This window comes from Lactococcus sp. FSL K6-0773, assembly GCF_038006485.1.
GTDB lineage: Bacteria > Bacillota > Bacilli > Lactobacillales > Streptococcaceae > Lactococcus > Lactococcus lactis.
Genome location: NZ_JBBOVF010000001.1, coordinates 1,335,643 through 1,354,971 on the forward strand (window position 1 = coordinate 1,335,643; position 19,329 = coordinate 1,354,971).

The window sequence follows — 19,329 nt, forward strand, 5'->3', positions numbered from 1 at the left end:
GTTCTATTATATCATGCTTTAGATATAATTTCCTTAGCTTTCTTCATGACTTTACCTGTCTTAGCTGTAATCTGATAAGCTAATAGTCCTGTGCGTTTTGTAGTCTCTGCGATACTTAATAGCTCTACATACCTCAAGCATAATACAGCTATGCTATCAGTATCGACTGAATCAAATAACTCATCAAGATTATCTAATAGTTTTAGAAGTCTTGGTAAGTTGCCTAGATCAGCGCCAGTCTTTTCAATATATGACTTTCTGCTTTGAGCGCTTAGGTATAGTGTTCCTCTAAGATACCACCTTACAACATCTTGAGGTCTCCCCCAATAATATCTAACCATCTATTTTATATCCTTTCATGCTATATTATAAATTCCTAGCGAAGTAGGAAAAGTACGGTACCACGGTATCAAAGTCCCACAAATGGCTTAACCACGCTTATAAAATTGTTACCGCTAACGGTAACATGTTACCGAAGTACGGTGTCACTTTCGCTTTTTATGACATTAACAATAAATACCTAGCCAATAAAGACTAGGTTTTTTTATTATAATCTAATCACTTAATCCGTCAAGATAAGCTCTTACTTTTTCTTTATACTTTCGTGTACGCTCGTCTTCAAATTGTTTGATAGAACGAGTGACATTAATAGAAGTATCATCATAAGCTGGTTTACTTACTACGCTTATTTCGCCTAATGTTTCAAGTTGGTTGATTGTTCGGATAGGTTTACTTGATCCCTGTTGCCATGAATCGCCACGGTCTGCCACGACAAAACCGAAGCTCATGCCTTTAAGGTTTCCAGCCTTAATATTGTTATAAACATCATGGCCAACTGTTGTATCTGGCATATCCAAAACAAAATGTAAGCCAATTTTATCAATGCTTAACTTCAATGTTCCTGCCTCAACTCTGCCTAACACATTGGCATAATCATGATTATATAAAGCTAATACATCGCTTAAATCGACATTATTGAGCGCTGTCGGTGCGATATATTCAATAAAAGGCGCATTAGGTACACTTGGCTTATTAAATACAATGGCATACCCTGCAATTTGTCCAATGAATCCCTCTTTTTTATTTGCGTCTCTGATTTCTAGTTTGCTATCAATCCCAAAATTAATTTCTGTTTTTTTAGTCATTTAATCCCATAATCTAAATCAGTCATGATTTTTTCAGATTTTAGGAATGCCATTAATTCTTTTTCATATTGGCTTGCCATTAATCTAACAATTCCAAAGAACCAGTTATTTTTGTGACTTCCGTTTTTTTGAGCAATTAACTTATATAATGGGCCTCGAGAATAAACATTTGATTTTTCTAGTAAGTAATTTCCTGATTCCTGAAGGCGATAACGTTGGTCATCAACTTCCTTGTTATATTCCTTTAGTTTTTTCTTCGTATCTTTAGATAAGGTACTTTTTAATAAATCTTGTTGAATGTTACTTAAATTATCTGCTCGGCTTAATGCTTCTCCGATAGTATCATCAACTTCTTGAGAACTCCAGAAAACATCAAGCTCTTTCTGTTCCTCCGTCAGCCGTTTTTCTAATGTCTCTAGTAATTGCTTAGCGTTATTCAATTCAGATAAGGCTTTGAGTGATTCATCAATATCATCATTTTGAGAATGGTTTTCCATTTTTTCAATTTTGTTTTTTAATTCAGAAATTAATTGATTCGTTTTATCCACTTTTTGAGTGAGTGGTTTAGCTTGTTTTTCGAGTTTGTTTTTTGCTTCTTCAATATATTTTACTTGCATGTTATTTCTCCATTTTCGTTATTTATTACTTATCGGCATTCCACAGAACGCCCAACTTATCGCCTAATGTCGCGATCGCTTGATAAGTTTCTTGGTCTGATTGAAGTTGGTTATCAAAGTATTCTTTTAATGAGAGAAGATTTTCAACTGCTTTATTTCTCTCGTTTTCAGCGACTGGGATTTCTAATTTTTTTGTTTTATCTTTCGCCATTTTATCCTCTATTTTCTAATGGTAAATATATATTATAATCGGAACTACAGATAAAACCTGTAACTCCTTTTGTTCATTACGTTAATTGCGCTTTTTATAAATGAGTTAAAACAACTGATTTTGTTGGAGACCTCGCTCGCATAATCTTTCCTTTCTTTTTGGGCAACTTTTTTTATTTAATCTAATTCATCATCATTATCAAAAGTAATGACTTCAATCCCGTTAATTTCAATCACACGAGATTTTATCCCCTGCGTTTCCTCTAAGAATTGAGAAAATAAATCTTTACCTTTCTCAAGGCGATTAATATGACTCATAGCTCCCATGAAGTCTACCGCGAACTCTACTAAATCATCGTTGTCATAATCCCAAAGAAATTCAAAAGCTTTATCATCCACTGTATTGATGGGCTGATTGAGGTCATACGCTGCTAAAGATTTTTGTACACTAAAGTAATCTTTTGTCTCGTATTTATGACCATCATATCTTTTGTAAATTGGGAATGTTTCAATGACTTCTTTAGGCGTAAGCATTCCAATGACTGACAAAGCCATTTCATAAAGCTGGAAATTATCCCAAACCGCTTTGATATAATTTGCTTCACTTTCCGCATTGATTTTCTTATTTCGAACATTCAAGCCTTTTACAAGGGCTAATGCTCCACGTTTTAAATCTAGCCGAGTCAGATTCTTTTTTTTATTTAACTCTGCGATCGTTTGAGTCATGATTCTTGACCATGATTTGGGGTAACTGTTATTCATGTTTTTTCTCCTATTTTTTAGGGGGCATTTGATTTCATGGGGGCATTAATAAATGCCCCCTGAAAAGCTCAATAGTACCAACGCTTGACAAGTTTTGAAAGCGGTATTTCCAAAGGGGGCATTTACTTTGAAAACTTTACTATGTGTCCGTGATAAGCAAGCCCTTTTTATAATTAACACTAACTATTATTTTACTAAGATATAAATGCCCTAATGCCCCTTAGTATATCGAAACCCTTATATAATAAGGGGTTTCGAAGGGGGCATTTACGGGGGGCATTTTAATTTTAGGGGCATTTAATTTGCCCCCTATTCTCTTTTATAACCCCTCGTCCCCTTCCGTTTAGATTTTTGCCAGCCATTCTTATTATTCATCGAGTTCTTGAACTTAGAAACTATTTTTGCGCTTCCCTTACCAGTCTCAATCCCCATCGCTTCCCAATAGAAATAGGTAGCCGTCACAAATTCTCTTGGTTTGATTTCCCCTCTAAACTCATGTTTAGGGGTTTCTCCAGATTGAAGAATAAAGCCAATATAGGCTCTCCGCTCGTGCATCCTTGTATTATTTCCTTGTACTTTATAGAAATCTGTAGGAATCGGAATTTCAAGGTACTGTTCAAGTAATTCTTCTTGTTCATCAAAATATTCATAATCTGATCGCTCCAAATTGAGTTGCTTTTCTTCTTCCTCTGAGAGTTTAAAACTGAACCCTTCCTTGTAGTAGTGAACCATCTCACCCCAAACTTGGCGGACGGTGGCATCATCTAAATCAGAAACAGGATGATATTTTTGTAACTCTTTTGAACAATGAACGGGAAGAAATCGCCTTGCCCCTGTTCTGTCTTTTTGATATTCTTCATGGTTAGTTGTTCGAGCAATAACAAAGTTTTTGGCATAATTTTCTACCTTTGTGCCATAGGGCGCCCTGAAAGACAAAACTGTTTGAGTGATAAACTTCTTTAAATCCGCAAAGGGTATTTTGTTACTGATTGCCATTTCATCATCATTCACAATCAAAGCACGTAACATCATGACTAACTGGTCTTTATCATCAAAATTTTTCATTGAATCTGTGTACCAGCCTTGCCCCATCTTAGTAAGAAAGGTCGTCTTTCCAGAGCCTTGGCCTCCTACCAAATCCAAAACAAAGTCAAACTTATCATGAGGACGATAAACCTTACTGACAGCCCCAACAAAAAACAGTTTGGTCATTCGTTCGGTTAAATCACTTTCTTTCGCCCCCAAATAATCAGGAAATAGACTTCTTGCACGTTTGACCTTATCCCAATTCTTGTAACAGTCTTCCATGAAATCTTGAACAGGATTATATTTATTTTCGTAAGCAATTTTATTAATTACATTGACTAGAAGCCGACTATCAAATAAAACATCATATTTTTCTTCAAAATGTTCAAGAATAGCCGTAATATAAACCTCTTTTAACCCGTCATTCTCAATCTCTACTCCTCTCAACTTGAAAGGGGTTCTGATTTCTATTTCTTGTGTAAAAGAATTAAACACAAATTGATTTTTTAAAATGTTGTCATTTTCTATGGCGATTCGTATGTTTTTTAAAGAATTTACTTTTGGTTTACCATACTGATTGAGGGCGAAATTTTCAGCTTCAAATTTAACTTTAACGATTTTATCGCTCTGAGGTGGTTTTTGTTCTGACTTCTTACTCTCTGCTTTTGCTTTTTCTTCCTCGTAGCTGTTAATCATATTTTGAAAATCATCATCTACATTAGTCACTCAACACCTCTCTTTCTTTTTCATCAAAATATTCATCCGCAAGACTTATAAAATCAGCCAGTAAGCCTTGTTTCTGAGTCCCGTCACAAGTCGCTTCAATTTCTGAAACAGCCCACATCATGAGATATTTATAGTTATAGCCGTGTTTCTTTCCTAAAATAATAAACTTCATCATGTTCTTACTATTCAAGAAGCCCTGATGCATCACGATTTCATCTTTGAATTTCTCGAAGGCATTTTGTCGATAAACGGTAGCGACTTTTTCAGATTGATCACGCTGCAGCTTATTAAGAAACTTCATAAATTTATTGGATGGATGCGCTGGATGTTTATAATGCACTTTTTTATACCCTTGTTCTTGATATTTAGAGGTTAGAAAGTTAAAAATCTCCCAATGTTGGCTCACACTGATATCAAGAACCGAATCAAAATGACCACTAAAGCTCATATTATTAGGGACAAGATAAACATATTGATAGAAATCTTCTTTCTCCAAAATGAGTGTCTCTCCTGCACCTTTCATCAGTTTTTTAGCTACTATTTTATTTAGGCGAATTGTTAATAGTTCCATATCTCCCCTAATCAATCATTTCATCTAACCAGTCAAGTGAGGCACTTCGAACGCCCATGACCGCTTTTAGAGTGCTATAAGCCATGTTTTCTTTTTTCGTAATGCCTTTGGTGCGCTCCTCTTCATTAGTAGGGGCAAAATATCCAATATTATCAATTGAGCCAATGGCGCAACCCTTCCCTTGCAAAAATGCAATTCTTCCTTGCAACGTCCGAAAATCTACATTTAGAGATTGAGCCAACATTTTACCGTTAATTGCTTTATCAATCCCTTTATGGTCTGCCAGTATTTTAATAATGTTTTGATCTAATTTCTGTAAATCAGTTATCTTCATTGAGATACCCCCAAATTCTAGTAATGGTTTCTAAAAATTGCTCATAGCTTGCTCTCTGTCTAGCTTCGCCAATCAAGGCAAACATTAAAACAGTAATAGCTTCGTTGCTTGTATCGCTGATAAGATACTCTAAATTGTCCTTATTACTTTCATTTTCAAGGACATCAATCGTAATTTTCATGGTTTATTTTCCTTTATTTGTACTTTCATAACAGCTAATTGCTTACCTAAAAACGGTACTGGTTGCGTGCATAAATTGCTTTTCACTCCGCTAGATAAGAGAATACCTGTACTTGCTTCGAACTGCTGTATCAAGTCATATTTGACTGCTCGTGCATTGTGAATCATCTTAAACGGGTGTTTGCCTGCTGGTCTAAAACTATTCCGTCCGTACCGTTTAATAGCCGTGTAACCTTGGTGGTATTCAATCATTTCGCTACCTCATCAAAGAGACTGATTTCTCCGCCCTCTTTTTCGCCCTCAAATCGGACACCTTGCTTATATTTACGAACTTTAAAGCTATAATCAACAGTGCCTGTATTGGCGTTCAATGGGTCTAATTTTTCAATCTGCTTATCTGTCAGCTCTGTGTGATAGCCTTTTAAACTTCGCAACCCTACGCTATCAATACCAGCCACATAAGGGCAAGCTCTAATAATATTTTGCATTTTCAATCCTCTGATAAAAGTTTGCCTTGACCCCTTACTTATCCCAAGAAGTCCAGTTTTTCTTTTCCTCTGCCATTCCTGCCTCGTACATTCTACGAGTTACCAAAGAATTAAATTCACGGCTTTTTCTTGCCACGCTTCCGCCTGATATATCTTTAATAGCCTGATTTTTTACAGTGTTATAGAGTTGCCAATAATTTTCAAATTCTTTGGTTTCTTTTTCTAGCCATTTTGTAGGTTTGTGCGCTTTTTTACCGCGATTAAATCCCACACTATAAGCGGTCATTAATGCTTGATAGATATCGTATTTTTCCAATTTTAAGCCGTCTTGTTCTTCGGGCCAGTTAAGAGAGAAAAACAAATCTTCAAATACTGGGTTAAATTCTATATAATTGCATTCTTTTGCGACTGCTTGTTCGATTTCTTCACGTACATTCAATTTTTCGTCTATTGTTTTCATATTCTTACCCCTTAACCATTTCTACTTGAATATCGTTTTCTAAAGTTGTGAAAGTTACTACTGATTGACCGTCAAACAAGCGATAAACGTACTCGTTAAGTTGGATAAAGTGTCTTGCTTTAGCTTTTAATAAGTCCATGAGTTCAAAAGCTACGGTGTCATCTAAGATATAAGTTTCTTTGTTTGCTGTATTATTCATTTTGTTTTTATTCTCCAATTTGTTATAATTAGAGTAAGAAAAGCTTTGTTAGAGCTTGCCTTACTTATAGTTTAAAGTCGTTTATCTGGGGAGATGTTCGGCTTTTTTTGTTGTTATTATGGATTTAATAGTAACTGTATCAAGAAGCATATTTCTTCCTACTTTTTATAACTTTTATAGCGAGTTGCTTCTTTCCACTCTACAAACTCTTTGAATATTTCTTTATTGATAAATACAAGTCCGTGAGTTGGATTAAGTACGCCTTTTTTAAATTCAGGTCGATCTCTCATTTCAGTAAGCCAGGCTGTTAATGTGCCTTTTGATAAGCCTTGCCAGACTTCCATAAGGTGTTTTTTGTCACACCATTCTGCGTCTTCTTCTTTATCTACAGGTAGGTATGTTATTTTTGCGTATGGCATGCTTTATTCCTTTCTTTACTTAAATTTAATTGGATAAATTTCCATTAATTTTGCAAGCATTTCAACAGCCTTAGGACCACCATCAGTTTTATTGAGTGCATTTCTCAATTGTTGTTCGCTGATTCCATCAAGTGCAAACGCTAATGTTTTAATTGAAATACCAGATTCTTTACGGTATTTATTCACTGCTGTTCGCATTTTTTCTAATGCAATTTCCGTCATTTTTTACTCCTCTCAAAGTATTAGTAAAGTATTTTTATTATTTTTCGTAGTTAACTCTTGACTTTTTTTATTCAATGTCATAAAATAAGAGCATAGTTAAAGAGCCTATAAAACACTTTATAAAACTAGCTTGGCGGCGTTGTTCATTAGTATTTATTTAGGTTTTCTTTATCTTTCATTTATAAAAATAACTATTTATCTTTACAAAAACTATTTTATACAAATTCATAAACATTGTCAAGTGTTTTATTCAAAATTATAAAATATTTTTTTGTGATACCTTGAAAGGCTTGATATGACTACGTTTGAAAGAATAAAAAATTTAGCTGATAACCAAAAAATTAGCTTACAAAAAGTTGCAATAGATATCGGTCTCAGCGAAAATGCTATTTACGGTTGGAAAACTCGTAAACCAAAAGGTGAGGATTTAGCTAAAATAGCGGATTACTTCCATGTTTCTGTAGATTATTTGCTAGGTAGAGAAGAAATTGACGGGCCTCAGTTTTCTCCTGAACTTCTTGAAGCAATTGATAATGCAGAAGGTTATTCAGGTCAACCAATGGATGATCATGATAAGGAAATAATAAAAGGCCTTCTAGCTGGTTATTTTGCAGGTAAGAACAAAAAATAAGGAGTTTATATGGACTATCACGATATTTTGCGTGAAACAGGAATAGTCTTAATATGGGCTCCTGAGTTGCACGATAAGGGTTTTTATGTTCCTTATGCCGAAGAGTGTCAATCGGAAAACGGAATTGTATTTGTTAGACTAGGTCTAAGTGAAGATGAAACTGAATGCGTAATATTACATGAATGCGGACATAAAATTAAAGGACGTACACTTTCTAAACTAAGTCCAAGTCAATTGCATATTATTAATGAAGCTAAGGCAAATAGATTCATGATACATTGTAAGGCTGTCGATTATTTAGAAGAAATCGACTATAACGCTTGCTACTATACTCCAGAACGATTTTTGACTAGATTTAAACTATCCGTGAAAGAATTTTATGATATGGCAGCTCAGGAGATGGAACAAATCGCTGCTGAGAATCAATCACAATTAATTTTTTGAATCATTCAAAAAATACCTCAAGTCTAAAAGGATGAAATATGACTAATAGCGAAATAGAAATAGATAAGATTACAGATTATGTCGTTTTTGATGTTGAAACAACAGGGTTCTCCCCACGAAATGACAAAATCATTGAAATAGGTGCTGTAAAAGTAAGAAATAATAAAATAGTGGATGAGTTAAGTTCATTGATTAAAATAGATTTTGAACTACCCAGTATCATTAAAACACTAACAGGGATTTCTGATGAAGACTTATTTTATGGTGAACCAGAAAAAGAAACTTTAGAAAAATTTGTTAGCTTTGTTGGTCAGGACTATCTAATTGGTCATAATGTAAAATTTGATATAAATTTTGTGAGCGCTGGTATAAACAGGCATTTAGATAACGAATACTTTGATACTATGACCTTAACGAGGAAAATATTTAAAAATTGGCCACACTATCGATTAAAGGATTTAAAAAATAATTTCAATATTTCTGAAGAGCAAGCTCACAGAGCTTTATCTGACGTGAAAACAACATATCATGCATTTAATATACTAAAAAATGAATATAAAAAATTAGACCTTAATACTTTTTTTGTCCCTCGTTATCAATCACAAGCACTAAAAGTAAAAGATAAAATTAGTTTTGAAAATTATCATTTAGACGAAACTTCATTTATATATAATAAAAAAATAATCTTTACTGGAAGTTTAAATAAATTTAAAAGAAACGAAGCTATAGAGATATCTAAAATTATTGGTGCCATTCCTGAAAAAAATAATGTCACAAAATCAACCAATATATTAGTTGTTGGAGATATTGATTACAAATATACTAAAGGAAATAAAGAAACTTCAAAAATGAAAAAAGCAAAGATGCTTATTGAGCAAGGACAAGATTTAATTATTATTACTGAATCTGATTTTCTTGACATAATAAGCCAACATTAAAATTTAGATGGAGAAAAAATGGTAAAGGAATCAAAGAAATCTAATCTCGAAAAAATGCAGATAAATCTTAAAGGGAAACAACAAAAACTTCGTGATTTAAAGGCATTTGAAAAAGAGTTAATTAGACAGATAGAATACGAAAACGAGTCTAAATTTGTAATAATTATGTTAAACAAACAAGTTATATGCAGAGAGGGGCTTCTCGATGAACAATCTTTTGATAAAGCTATAGAAGCGTTGATGCCAAAGATATTTTCTAATAGAGAACAAATAATTCGAGAAGGATTTTCCTATGCTGTTTCTAAAACAAATTCTGAAGAAAAATACGGAAAGAAAAATAATTTACCAACACTAATTTTCAAAAACTTCAAAAAGTATATATTAGAGTATAGCACAGCAGAAATTCGTAAAATTGAAGACTCTATTAGTACATTAAATATACAAATCAACGATGAGCTTGAAAATTCTAAGAAGCACATAAATGCTGAAAATTCTAACTTATCTTTTGACTTATAATTATCTATAAAAAAATCCGCCACAACTTACGACGGAGGGGGCAGATTTAAACTATAAATATAGTATAAAGGCTTTTAACAAGCTTTTTACTATACCATTTTATCAGAAATGAGGTATAAAAAGCAAATGTGGATAGAAGATTTACCAAACGGGAAATATAAGTATTTTGAAAGATACCGTGATCCACTAACAGAGAAACTAAAAAAAGTATCTGTTACACTTGATAAAAAAACTCCACGAGCACAGAAAGTTGCACAGGCAGAACTCCTTGAAAAAATAGAATCTAAAATTAATAACAGTTCTACTTCCAATGCTAAATTTACAGATATAGCTGAAGAATGGTGGAGCTTTTATAAAAAATCTATAAAACAATCCTCCATTAGTGCTCTTCAAAGTTCTTTTAATTTTATAATTGATTATTTTGACAAGGAAATTAAAATATCAAATGTTACATCTAAAGTTATACAAAAATTTATAAATGATGCAGACTGTCCTCGTAGCAAGTTAGAACGCTCAAAATCAACCCTAAATCTTATATTTGATTATGCTGTTGATTTAGAATACATTGAATATAATCCAGCTCGAAAAGCTAAACTTCCAAAAAAGATTCAGACAGTAAAGGATTTAGAGAAAATACAAAACAAATACCTTGAACAAAACGAATTAAAAGCCCTACTTTCAGAACTGTACAGCAGGTCAAACACTCGTAGATTGGCTTTACTTGCTGAGTTCATGTCATTGAATGGATGTCGAATGGGAGAGGCGATAGCTTTAAAAAAAGAAAATTATAAAAGAAGTGAACGAAAAATAGACATTCACGGTACTTTAGATAAAACGGTTGGTTATTCAAAAGGAGTCAAAACAACTCCTAAAACCGCATCTAGTTTTAGAACAGTAGATTTGAGTGACCGAGAAATAGAGATATTAGACGAAATAATTGAACAAAATAATTTGTCCAAATCTGTAAGAAACGATTATAACGAAATGGGCTATATTTTCGTTTCTAAGCGTGGTATTCCGTTGCAGACAAACTCCTTTAACCTTGCAATTAAAAGAGCAAATTCTCGCCTTAAATCGCCAATAAACAAGAATCTATCAAGCCATATCTTCCGTCATACATTAATAAGCTATCTGGCAGAAAACAATGTTCCCCTCAAAGAAATTGTCGATAGAGTAGGGCATAAGGATGGCGGTAAAACAACAACTGCTATATACACTCACGTTACCGAAAATATGAAATCTTCGATAATAGATATACTAAATAAAAAGAACTGAGCCTTTGCCAGTTTTTTATTTTGTGCCCCTTTTGTGCCCCTTTTTCATTTTAAAAAAAACAAAAAGTACCACGAACTAGCGTGATACTTGATGTTTTATAGCTATAATTATTTAACTGCGTCTTTCAATGCTTTACCAGCTTTGAATGCAGGAACAACTGTAGCAGCGATTTTGATTGCTTCACCAGTTTGTGGGTTACGTCCTTCACGAGCTGCGCGTTCGCGAGTTTCGAAAGTACCAAAACCGATCAATTGAACTTTTTCACCTTTTGCAAGGAATTCAGTTACAACTTCACCAAAAGCATTAACTGCTTTTTCTGAATCTTTTTTAGTCAATCCTGTTTTTGCTGCAACTTCAGCGATAAGATCTTGTTTGTTAGCCATTTTAGAAATGTCCTCCATTTGTTTTTTACCTTAAACATAGGCAATTTTCATTTTAGCAAATCTTAGCCTAGTTTGCAAGTCAAAATGCCATTTTAATGCGTTTTTCAGGCTTTTTTCATGAAATCAAAGACAAAATTCCCTTTGGCTAAATCAATTTGATTCGCTTTAATATAAAGATTACCTGAGACATTTATTTTGGACAAATTAATGACCACTTGATTTTTCTTACTTTCAACTTGAACAAAGTCTGGCAAGTCGTATGCCTTAACGATTTGCAGAACTTCCGAAGTTGGTAAACTCAAACTTCCAGCGGAAATATTTTGGACAGATAGACTAATTGAACCATCTGAGAGTGCCAGAGGTTCAAAATAAATATAAAGTGGAATTTTGGTTCCAAAAAGTTTATAAGATGCTTCAAGAACTGCTTGTTGATTAGAAATATAAAACTTATAAGTCATTTCTTTAGTTTGATAAGTTTCTAAATAACTATTTATCAATTCATTAAGCTGCGAAGTTGTGCTCGTAATCTGAGCAACCTTTTGGTCTGAACTATTAGTTGATTTTTGATTGAGAACCGTTTGGTCTCTTGGGCTAGTCACGCGAATGGCAATAAACACAACTCCAGCTATATTCAGAGCCAAAAGAATAATAAAGAGCCATTTCCAAATAGGACGTTTTTTAAGGCCTTCTTCTTTTTCAGTTTTTGGCTTAGTGGAATTTTTTGTTTTTGATTTTCTTGTTTGATTTTCGTTATTTTCCATTTTGCTTCTCTATTCTACAAGTTTCATTTCTTCTTTTACTTTAATCACTCTTGTGGCTGATTGACTGATTTTTTTAGCAAAGTCTGGGTCTGCTTTTACCTTTTGCAAAACTTCTGAGATCATTTCTGGAATTTGTGTAGGCTCATTTGCTAAAACAAGGTCATTTCCTGCTGACAATGCTAAAACTGCCCTTTGACCAGGCGTCCATGATTGTACTTGGACAGCATTTGATAAATCATCTGTAATAACCAAACCATCAAAGCCTAATTGTTTCCGTAGTAAACCATCAACCATTTTGGATGAAAAAGCACCGGGAAGATTAGGGTCAATTTTATCATAAATAGCGGTTGCGGTCATAATCGAAGGTGTCCCAGAAGAGATTAAATCTTTGAAAATTTGAACAGATTCGCTATTGGAATTCGTTTGGTCATCTCTAACACCTGCACTGATATCTGTATTGCCTGTCACCGCTCCAAGCCCTGGAAAATGTTTAGCAGTTGTCAAAACCTTGGCTGCTTTCATGCCTTCCGTAAATGCTTGAGCATGGCTTATGATACTTGCTTTATCATAAGCATATTGGCGACTCCAATAGCCAATTGGAGCATTTTGTGGAGCAAAGTCGGCAGATAAAACTTGGTCAGCAACTGGTGCTAAGTCAAAATTCACTCCAGCTGCGTAAAGTTCACTTCCCCAAGTTTGTGATTCCTTTTGTAATTTATCAGCTGTCCAACTTCCTTGAGTTAATCCATCAGGAATCTGTGAAAAACCCTGACCTTGGAGAACTTGAACATTTCCTCCCTCTTGGTCACAGGATATCAAGAGTTTGCGATTAGCCGGTGCTAAGCCTTGTAGTTTGTCAGTAATATCTTTCATTTCTGGGACACTGAGATTAGAGCGACCAGTCAAAATAATACTACCTACTTGATACTTTTCAATCGCATCAAAAGTTGCCTGATTATAGTTATTTGCTGGCATTCCTGTCATAAATAACTGACCAACTTTTTGTTCCAAAGTCATCTGCTCAATATTTTTATCCATATTTTTTGGGGAAGTTGAACTCCTTTTAGTTTCTGACAATTGACTTTTCTTTTTTGTTTTAGACGATTCTTGTTCGTTTAAATGTCCCGCCAAACCAAGAACTCCTGATAAAATTAATGCACAACCAAGAACAAGAGCTAGAAAAACAACTGGTTTTGCTTTTTTCTTTAAGCGCTTAGTCATTTTTGGTTGACCTCCTTATAACTTGCAAATACTGCATCAGCCATAAGTTGATAACCTACGTTATTTGGGTGGAAATGGTCTTCTGTATAAAGTAAGTTATTGGAAACTGCATCGGATGTACTGCCAGATTCAACCGCTTGTTTATCTCCTGAACCCTTATAAAGTAAGTCATTGATTGGAATAAAATAAGTGTTCTTTTCTTGACTTACAACGCCAGCAGTCGCTGTATTCCAGCTATCAATCACATTCTGCATGACTGTAAGCTCAGGAAAATTAAGATAAAAAGGATTGTAAATTCCGAGGACATAAATCTGCGCTTTGGGATTGTCTTCACGAATTTTATCTAATAATTTTTTCACTCGTGCTTGATAAAGTTCCTCTGGCTTAGTAAAATCTTTTTCTGTCATTGATGAGAGTTTGCTGACATTATCACGAATGACTTTTAAGACGTCATTTCCTCCAATGGTAATCGTAATGATATCAGCCTTTTTTAAGCCGTCAGTAATTTTTTTACTTTTCATCATACGATTATAGATTTGAGTACTTGTATCTCCAGCTTTCCCAAAATTTTGACTACTGACAGAGCTATCTGTCTTATTCTCAATATCTTTGGCAAATAAAGGGATAAAACCACCTTGTCCTGTGGCATCTCCAACTCCTTCTGTCAGTGAATCTCCTAAAGCTGCATAAGTCAGATTTTTTGCTGACAGAGTTGAAACTTTTTTGTCAGCTAAAAATCGGTCTCCTGCCTTTGGAAAAACGAGCAAAAAGAAGCCCAAAATTAGCAAAATTGCCAGCAACAAGCCGGCAAATGTACGTATAAAATTTTTCATCATATTTTTAGATTTATCATTCATAATCAATCATAATTGCCCAAGCTCCAGGACCTGTATGAGTGGCAATTGTCGTGTTGGTATCTAAAATTGAAATAGGTTTTTCAACAAATTTTTGCAAAACTTCTTTCGCTTTTTGTGAAAATTCTAAACCTTGAGCATGAGAAATTCCAATTTCACGGATTTTACGTCCAGAACTACTAATAGAATCTGAAAGTTCTTCAAGCCATTTATAAAAAGTTTTACTTCCACGTCCACGTAAAAGAGTATTCAATTCACGGTCTTTCAAAGTTCCAATAACGCGAACTTGTAAAAGACTTCCAAATAGTCCTGTCATTCGACTAACACGACCACCTTTAACCAAATTTTCTAATGTTGAAAATCCGATAAAAAGCTCTGTATTTTCTCGAATATATTTAATTTTTTCTAAAATTTCTTCTTTAGATGCTCCTGCTTTTGCTAGGCGCGCTGCTTCAACCACTTGGAATTTTTGTGCTTGGTCAGTAAAGTCACTATCAATGACCGTTACGTTACGACCTGAAAGCATTCCCCCTTGGCGTGCTGCTTCTACTGTTCCTGACAATGCTTCTGTTAAATGAATGGAGATAATCTCATCATCCTCAGCAGCAATTTTTTCATAAACCTCGGCAAAAACACCAACTGGTGGCTGACTTGTTTTAGGCAAGTTTTTTGATGCAGCCATTTTGACCATGAAATCTTCAAACTTCAAGTCGTCGTCTGAATACATTGTTCCATCGATCGTTACTGACAACGGAACAATAGTAATGTCAAGTTCACGAGCAATTCCTGGCTCAATCGTAATGGATGAATCTGTCACAATTTTTATTGGCATATTTACTATCTGAACTCCCATTTTTCTCATAAGAGAAAGTCGGCAGTCCAATTCCTTTTCTATACAATTTGTGCTATCATATATTATAACAAATTTTCAGTTGGAAAGAGCAAAAAAGGTTGATAATATTATTTTTTTGATTCCAAAAACAAATTAAAAATTGCTCAAAAGCTGAATAAATCAATAAATTGGAGAGACCAAATGGAAAAAACACAAGGTTCAAAAACCTATCAGATTCTCAATGAGATTTTCAATGCAGTTACTCATGGAGCAGGAACTGGTCTAGCAATTGCAGCATTAGTTCTCCTTGTCATTAAAGGTGCCGCATCTGGTTCTGCACTTGAAGTGGTTGCTTTTACAATCTATGGAGCTTCGTTAGTCATTCTTTTTCTATGTTCAACTTTAGCGCACGGTTTACATTTTACTAAAGCAGTCAAAGTCTTTCGAGTTTTTGACCACAACGGAATTTTCTTTTTGATTGCTGGAACTTATACCCCTTACTGTTTAGTTGCTTTAAACAATTGGCTAGGTTGGATTGTCCTAGCAGTTATTTGGATATGTTCTATTTTAGGGATTGTTTTAACATCAATATACTTACCAAAATGGGGTAAAACACCAAAATTATCAACCGTTTTATACGTCGTTCTTGGTTGGATGATTTTAATTGTCATTTATCCTTTATGGAATGCCCTGGATCCCGTAGGTTTCTGGCTTTTAGTCGCTGGTGGCGTTGTTTATTCTGTTGGAGCACTCATCTATCACTTTAAATTTCCTTTTGCCCATGTGGTATGGCACCTCTTTGTTTTACTGGCTGCAATGCTCATGTTCTTCTCTGTTTACCTTTATGTGGGATAAGATAAAAAACCGTTCGGATGAACGGGTTTTTTATTTATAAATACCAGCTATAACATACCCTTCTAGCCTTTTTTGTAAAATCTCCGATTCTTCCACATAAATTTTTGTTTGGATTGTTTTTTTCAAATTTGAATAGTGAAGAATCACTTGATGAGAGCCCGGAAATTCACGCAAAATTTGTGAAATTTTTTGATTATACTTATCATCTCTTAAATTTAGCCAAAGTTTTCTATCCGTTTCTAAAGCTGGACTTATTCGGTCAGTAACCAGCTGTAATTCATCATTACGTTCTGTTACTTTTCCACTGATGAGATAAAATTTCCCTTGTTCAAGCTCACCAGAAAATTGACGATAAATCTCTGGAAAAAGTGTCACATCAAAATTTTCACGACTATCAGATACTGTTAAGAAGGCCATTGTTTGCCCTGTCTTAGTCCGATGCGTTCTAATGTAATTGATTTCAACCAAGATAGTCATTCGCCTATTTTTCACAAGTTGAGCAAGAGGTGTAAAATTACCTTCAAATCTGCGAGCTAGATTTTGCAAAGGATGTGGTGTTACCCCAATTCCTAATAAATTTTTTTCAAAATCGTATTTTTCAGTTTCTGAATAATCTTCTGCCTCATGATAGGCAAAGCCCCCACCAGAACTTGCCATAAAAATATCATCACTATAATAATTTAATAAATTAGCATGGTCAGCCAAATTATAAGCTAATTTCCCTCGATTTGAATCTGCATAATCAAAGGCTCCAATCTGAATCAAAGGGAGAATGTTTTCTTTTTTATGAAAATTATTAGGTAATTTTTCGACAAAGTCTGCTAAATCTTTATAGGGTTGATTTTCAACAATCCATTTTGCTAAATCACGAGAAATTCCTTGAACGTGAGCCAATCCTAAACGAATCTTTTTATTTTTTACAAAATCGCCAATTTTCATCAGATTGATGCTTGGTTTTTCTATTTCAAACCCATTTTCTAACGCATCTAAAATCATTACTTCACGTTTGCGATCACGTAATTGAATTTCATAAAATTCATCAGGAAAATGTGCCTTAAAATAAGCAATTTGAAAAGCAAGTGCCCCATAAGCAAAACCGTGTGAACGGTTAAAACCATAATTAGCAAAACGTTCAATTAAGTCATAGATTTCTTCTGCTTTTTCTTTAGAATGTCCATTATGGCTTGCTGAATCTAAGAAATCTTCACGCAACTTTTCTAACTCAGACCCTTTTTTCTTAGAAATTGCTCGTCTAAGAAGGTCAGCTTTCCCAAGAGAAAAGCCAGCAAAAGCTTGAGCCACCTGCATAATTTGCTCCTGATAAATCATAATTCCGTATGTTGGCTTTAAGATTTCACTAATAGAATCATCCACAGTAGGCACAATTTCTTTCCCATGTCGTCGAGCAACAAATTGTGGAATAAACTGTGATGGACCAGGACGGAAAATTGAAGTTGCATCAACAATATCATCAAATTTACTTGGGGCAAGATTTCTTAAAAAACGTCGCATTTGTGGATTTTCAAACTGAAAAATTCCCATGGTGTTTCCAGCCCGAAAAAGGGCCAATGTGTCTTCATCTTCCAAATTTATTTTTAGTGGATCAATATCAATTTTTTGACGTCTTTTCACCAAATCACGTAATCTAGAAATTATTGTTAAATTACGTAATCCCAAAAAGTCAATTTTCAAAAGTCCAATTGCTTCAACATCTGGCGCCTCATATTGCGTCAAAGCCAAATCTTCTGACGGTTTTAATGATACATAATTCACCAAAGATTCTTCAGAAAGAACGACACCTGAAGCGTGTGTTGAAGTCTGACGGGGCATTCCCTCAATTCGTCTTGCAACTTCATAAATTCTTTTCAATTTTCCATTTTTTAACACTTCAGCTTTAAAACGTTGATTATTTTCATACTCATCAGCCAAAGTTCCAAAACGACGCACAAGCATCCGAGTCAAATTGGATAATTCAGCTTCAGTCATTCCAAAAGCTTTACCAACATCTCTAAGCGCCTGTCTTTTACCCAAGGTTGAAAAAGTAACAATTTGTGCGACATGGTCTGAACCATATCTGTTTTTCATATAGGCCAATAATTCAGCACGACGGTCATCTGGCATGTCAATGTCAATATCGGGCATGGCCACACGTTCTGGATTCAAAAAACGTTCGAAGAAAAGATTATGTTGAACAGGGTCAACTTGTGTAATTCCTAAAACATAGGCAACTAAGGAGCCGGCCGCTGAACCACGCCCCATTCCACAATAAATGTCTTGTTCACGGGCATAACGCAACAAATCCGCGACAATCAAGAAATAGTCATCAAATCCCATTTGATGAATGACTGACAACTCTTTTTCTAAACGTTCTTGATAAACTGACAAATCTTGCAAATTTACTGACGAGACTTCTGTCAGTAAATTTTTTTCTTCAAGTCGAGCTGACAAACCTAAAGTCGCTTCTTCTCGTAAATGTTCAACTGCCTGTCTCTTCTTATCGAATCTAGGAAGCTCCAATTTTTCATCGAACTGATAAGCAATCTTTGCTGTTAATGCTGACAGATTTTTCAAAGCCTGTGGAAAATATTTCAGGAAGTAAGTCTCATAAGCTTCTGGTCTTTGAAGAAGTTCATTAGAACTGATTGTTAAACTTTCATCGAAAGAAACTCCATCACGCACTGCATGCAAAATTGCTAAAATTTCATTATCAGCAAAATTCAAATAGCGAATAGCAGGAAAAGGAAGTGTTGGTAAATTAAATTTAGCCCCTTTATCTGTCAGTTGATCAATCCCAATAAAAGCTTCATCAGCTACTGACGAAAGTTCTGTCAGCTCGCTCAAACTTCCGTAAGTTTCAGGAATAATCAAGGCGATTCCTGATAAATGATTTTGAATATCAGAAAATTGACGGCGTCCATAGTTATGAAGCGTCGAAATCCGAAGTAAGTTTTTATAACCTTCAGTATCTTTAGCAATAAAAGAAAAAGCAATTGGTAAACCCCGCCATTCAAAATTTAGCTCAATACTAATAATGGGTTGCAAATTAAATTTTTGAGCTTTTCTGACAAAACGAAAAGCAGCATGAAGATTCCCAACATCGCAAATTCCAACCGTTTGATAACCTAAACGGTGCGCCGTTTCCAAATAGTCATCAACTTTAACGACACTATCTAAAAAACTATATTCAGTTTTTGTATTCAAGGGTGCAAACATATTTTCCTCCTTTCTTGCTAAAACGACTGGTATTTCTTAATTAAAAG

At 34.5% G+C, this 19,329-nt stretch carries 27 protein-coding genes; 6 read left to right on the forward strand and 21 right to left on the reverse strand.

What is annotated here, in order from left to right:
• Positions 1–11: 11 nt before the first annotated feature.
• The 15 genes from MHB61_RS06390 to MHB61_RS06460 all read right to left on the reverse strand — a co-directional run bounded on the left by MHB61_RS06390 (position 12) and on the right by MHB61_RS06460 (position 7,359).
• The gene (locus tag MHB61_RS06390; protein WP_003131981.1) at positions 12–341 is read right to left on the reverse strand and encodes a hypothetical protein; all 330 of its coding nucleotides are present in this window, start codon (positions 339–341) and stop codon (positions 12–14) included.
• Positions 342–554: 213 nt separating this feature from the next.
• A complete protein-coding gene (locus MHB61_RS06395) occupies positions 555–1,145 on the reverse strand; it encodes an HK97 family phage prohead protease (protein WP_137016343.1) in 591 nt (196 codons plus the stop codon).
• A complete protein-coding gene (locus tag MHB61_RS06400) occupies positions 1,142–1,762 on the reverse strand; it encodes a hypothetical protein (RefSeq protein WP_137016345.1) in 621 nt (206 codons plus the stop codon). Before MHB61_RS06400 ends, MHB61_RS06395 begins: the two co-directional genes overlap by 4 nt.
• 25 nt (positions 1,763–1,787) lie before the next feature.
• A complete protein-coding gene (locus tag MHB61_RS06405) occupies positions 1,788–1,973 on the reverse strand; it encodes a hypothetical protein (RefSeq protein ID WP_063283421.1) in 186 nt (61 codons plus the stop codon).
• Positions 1,974–2,149: 176 nt separating this feature from the next.
• Positions 2,150–2,734 carry a hypothetical protein gene (locus MHB61_RS06410; RefSeq protein ID WP_010905413.1) on the reverse strand — a complete coding sequence of 195 codons (585 nt, stop codon included), beginning with the start codon at positions 2,732–2,734 and terminating at the stop codon, positions 2,150–2,152.
• A gap of 309 nt (positions 2,735–3,043) precedes the next feature.
• Positions 3,044–4,486: a VapE domain-containing protein gene (locus tag MHB61_RS06415; RefSeq protein ID WP_010905412.1), complete on the reverse strand. Its 1,443-nt coding sequence runs from the start codon at positions 4,484–4,486 to the stop codon at positions 3,044–3,046.
• Positions 4,479–5,057 carry a hypothetical protein gene (locus tag MHB61_RS06420; RefSeq protein ID WP_046780977.1) on the reverse strand — a complete coding sequence of 193 codons (579 nt, stop codon included), beginning with the start codon at positions 5,055–5,057 and terminating at the stop codon, positions 4,479–4,481. The genes MHB61_RS06415 and MHB61_RS06420 overlap by 8 nt, the downstream gene beginning before the upstream one ends.
• A 7-nt stretch (positions 5,058–5,064) precedes the next feature.
• A complete protein-coding gene (locus MHB61_RS06425) occupies positions 5,065–5,391 on the reverse strand; it encodes an HTH domain-containing protein (protein ID WP_137016347.1) in 327 nt (108 codons plus the stop codon).
• On the reverse strand, positions 5,378–5,572 hold the full coding sequence (locus tag MHB61_RS06430) for a hypothetical protein (protein ID WP_012898685.1): 195 nt from the start codon (positions 5,570–5,572) through the stop codon (positions 5,378–5,380). The genes MHB61_RS06425 and MHB61_RS06430 overlap by 14 nt, the downstream gene beginning before the upstream one ends.
• Positions 5,569–5,823, reverse strand: coding sequence for a hypothetical protein (locus MHB61_RS06435; protein WP_137016349.1), 255 nt, complete (start codon positions 5,821–5,823; stop codon positions 5,569–5,571). The genes MHB61_RS06430 and MHB61_RS06435 overlap by 4 nt, the downstream gene beginning before the upstream one ends.
• Positions 5,820–6,059, reverse strand: a complete 240-nt coding sequence (locus MHB61_RS06440) for a hypothetical protein (protein ID WP_010905408.1) — start codon at positions 6,057–6,059, stop codon at positions 5,820–5,822. Before MHB61_RS06440 ends, MHB61_RS06435 begins: the two co-directional genes overlap by 4 nt.
• Before the next feature lie 34 nt (positions 6,060–6,093).
• Positions 6,094–6,519, reverse strand: coding sequence for a hypothetical protein (locus MHB61_RS06445; protein ID WP_137016351.1), 426 nt, complete (start codon positions 6,517–6,519; stop codon positions 6,094–6,096).
• Positions 6,520–6,523: 4 nt separating this feature from the next.
• On the reverse strand, positions 6,524–6,718 hold the full coding sequence (locus MHB61_RS06450) for a DUF1655 domain-containing protein (RefSeq protein WP_014573405.1): 195 nt from the start codon (positions 6,716–6,718) through the stop codon (positions 6,524–6,526).
• Positions 6,719–6,876: 158 nt separating this feature from the next.
• Positions 6,877–7,137 (reverse strand): excisionase, encoded by a 261-nt coding sequence (locus MHB61_RS06455; RefSeq protein ID WP_137016353.1) that lies wholly within the window; start codon positions 7,135–7,137, stop codon positions 6,877–6,879.
• Between the two features lie 15 nt (positions 7,138–7,152).
• Positions 7,153–7,359, reverse strand: coding sequence for a hypothetical protein (locus tag MHB61_RS06460; RefSeq protein WP_023163791.1), 207 nt, complete (start codon positions 7,357–7,359; stop codon positions 7,153–7,155).
• Between the two features lie 295 nt (positions 7,360–7,654).
• On the opposite strand from MHB61_RS06460, the gene MHB61_RS06465 reads away from it, so the two are divergent.
• From MHB61_RS06465 to MHB61_RS06485, 5 genes are all read left to right on the forward strand, one after another.
• Complete coding sequence (locus MHB61_RS06465) at positions 7,655–7,990, forward strand: helix-turn-helix domain-containing protein (RefSeq protein ID WP_023163790.1); 336 nt, start codon at positions 7,655–7,657, stop codon at positions 7,988–7,990.
• 9 nt (positions 7,991–7,999) lie between these two features.
• On the forward strand, positions 8,000–8,434 hold the full coding sequence (locus MHB61_RS06470; RefSeq protein WP_058212482.1) for a hypothetical protein: 435 nt from the start codon (positions 8,000–8,002) through the stop codon (positions 8,432–8,434).
• A gap of 38 nt (positions 8,435–8,472) precedes the next feature.
• Complete coding sequence (locus MHB61_RS06475; RefSeq protein ID WP_137016355.1) at positions 8,473–9,372, forward strand: exonuclease domain-containing protein; 900 nt, start codon at positions 8,473–8,475, stop codon at positions 9,370–9,372.
• An 18-nt stretch (positions 9,373–9,390) separates the two neighbouring features.
• The gene (locus tag MHB61_RS06480) at positions 9,391–9,888 is read left to right on the forward strand and encodes a hypothetical protein (protein ID WP_137016357.1); all 498 of its coding nucleotides are present in this window, start codon (positions 9,391–9,393) and stop codon (positions 9,886–9,888) included.
• 126 nt (positions 9,889–10,014) lie between these two features.
• On the forward strand, positions 10,015–11,163 hold the full coding sequence (locus MHB61_RS06485; RefSeq protein ID WP_137016359.1) for a tyrosine-type recombinase/integrase: 1,149 nt from the start codon (positions 10,015–10,017) through the stop codon (positions 11,161–11,163).
• Positions 11,164–11,270: 107 nt separating this feature from the next.
• On the opposite strand, the gene MHB61_RS06490 is transcribed toward MHB61_RS06485, so the two are convergent.
• The 5 genes from MHB61_RS06490 to MHB61_RS06510 form a co-directional block, all read right to left on the reverse strand.
• On the reverse strand, positions 11,271–11,546 hold the full coding sequence (locus tag MHB61_RS06490) for an HU family DNA-binding protein (protein ID WP_010905402.1): 276 nt from the start codon (positions 11,544–11,546) through the stop codon (positions 11,271–11,273).
• A gap of 104 nt (positions 11,547–11,650) precedes the next feature.
• Positions 11,651–12,307 (reverse strand): YpmS family protein, encoded by a 657-nt coding sequence (locus MHB61_RS06495; protein WP_010905401.1) that lies wholly within the window; start codon positions 12,305–12,307, stop codon positions 11,651–11,653.
• Between the two features lie 9 nt (positions 12,308–12,316).
• Entirely contained in the window at positions 12,317–13,528 is a 1,212-nt protein-coding gene (locus MHB61_RS06500) for a glycoside hydrolase family 3 N-terminal domain-containing protein (RefSeq protein WP_003131498.1), read from the reverse strand.
• Positions 13,525–14,385, reverse strand: a complete 861-nt coding sequence (locus tag MHB61_RS06505) for an SGNH/GDSL hydrolase family protein (RefSeq protein ID WP_137016361.1) — start codon at positions 14,383–14,385, stop codon at positions 13,525–13,527. Before MHB61_RS06505 ends, MHB61_RS06500 begins: the two co-directional genes overlap by 4 nt.
• Complete coding sequence (locus tag MHB61_RS06510) at positions 14,378–15,214, reverse strand: DegV family protein (protein ID WP_014570388.1); 837 nt, start codon at positions 15,212–15,214, stop codon at positions 14,378–14,380. Before MHB61_RS06510 ends, MHB61_RS06505 begins: the two co-directional genes overlap by 8 nt.
• Positions 15,215–15,415: 201 nt before the next feature.
• On the opposite strand from MHB61_RS06510, the gene trhA reads away from it, so the two are divergent.
• A complete protein-coding gene (gene trhA / locus MHB61_RS06515; RefSeq protein ID WP_137016363.1) occupies positions 15,416–16,069 on the forward strand; it encodes a PAQR family membrane homeostasis protein TrhA in 654 nt (217 codons plus the stop codon).
• A 30-nt stretch (positions 16,070–16,099) separates the two neighbouring features.
• On the opposite strand, the gene MHB61_RS06520 is transcribed toward trhA, so the two are convergent.
• Positions 16,100–19,282 carry a DNA polymerase III subunit alpha gene (locus tag MHB61_RS06520; RefSeq protein WP_003131504.1) on the reverse strand — a complete coding sequence of 1,061 codons (3,183 nt, stop codon included), beginning with the start codon at positions 19,280–19,282 and terminating at the stop codon, positions 16,100–16,102.
• Positions 19,283–19,329: the final 47 nt, after the last annotated feature.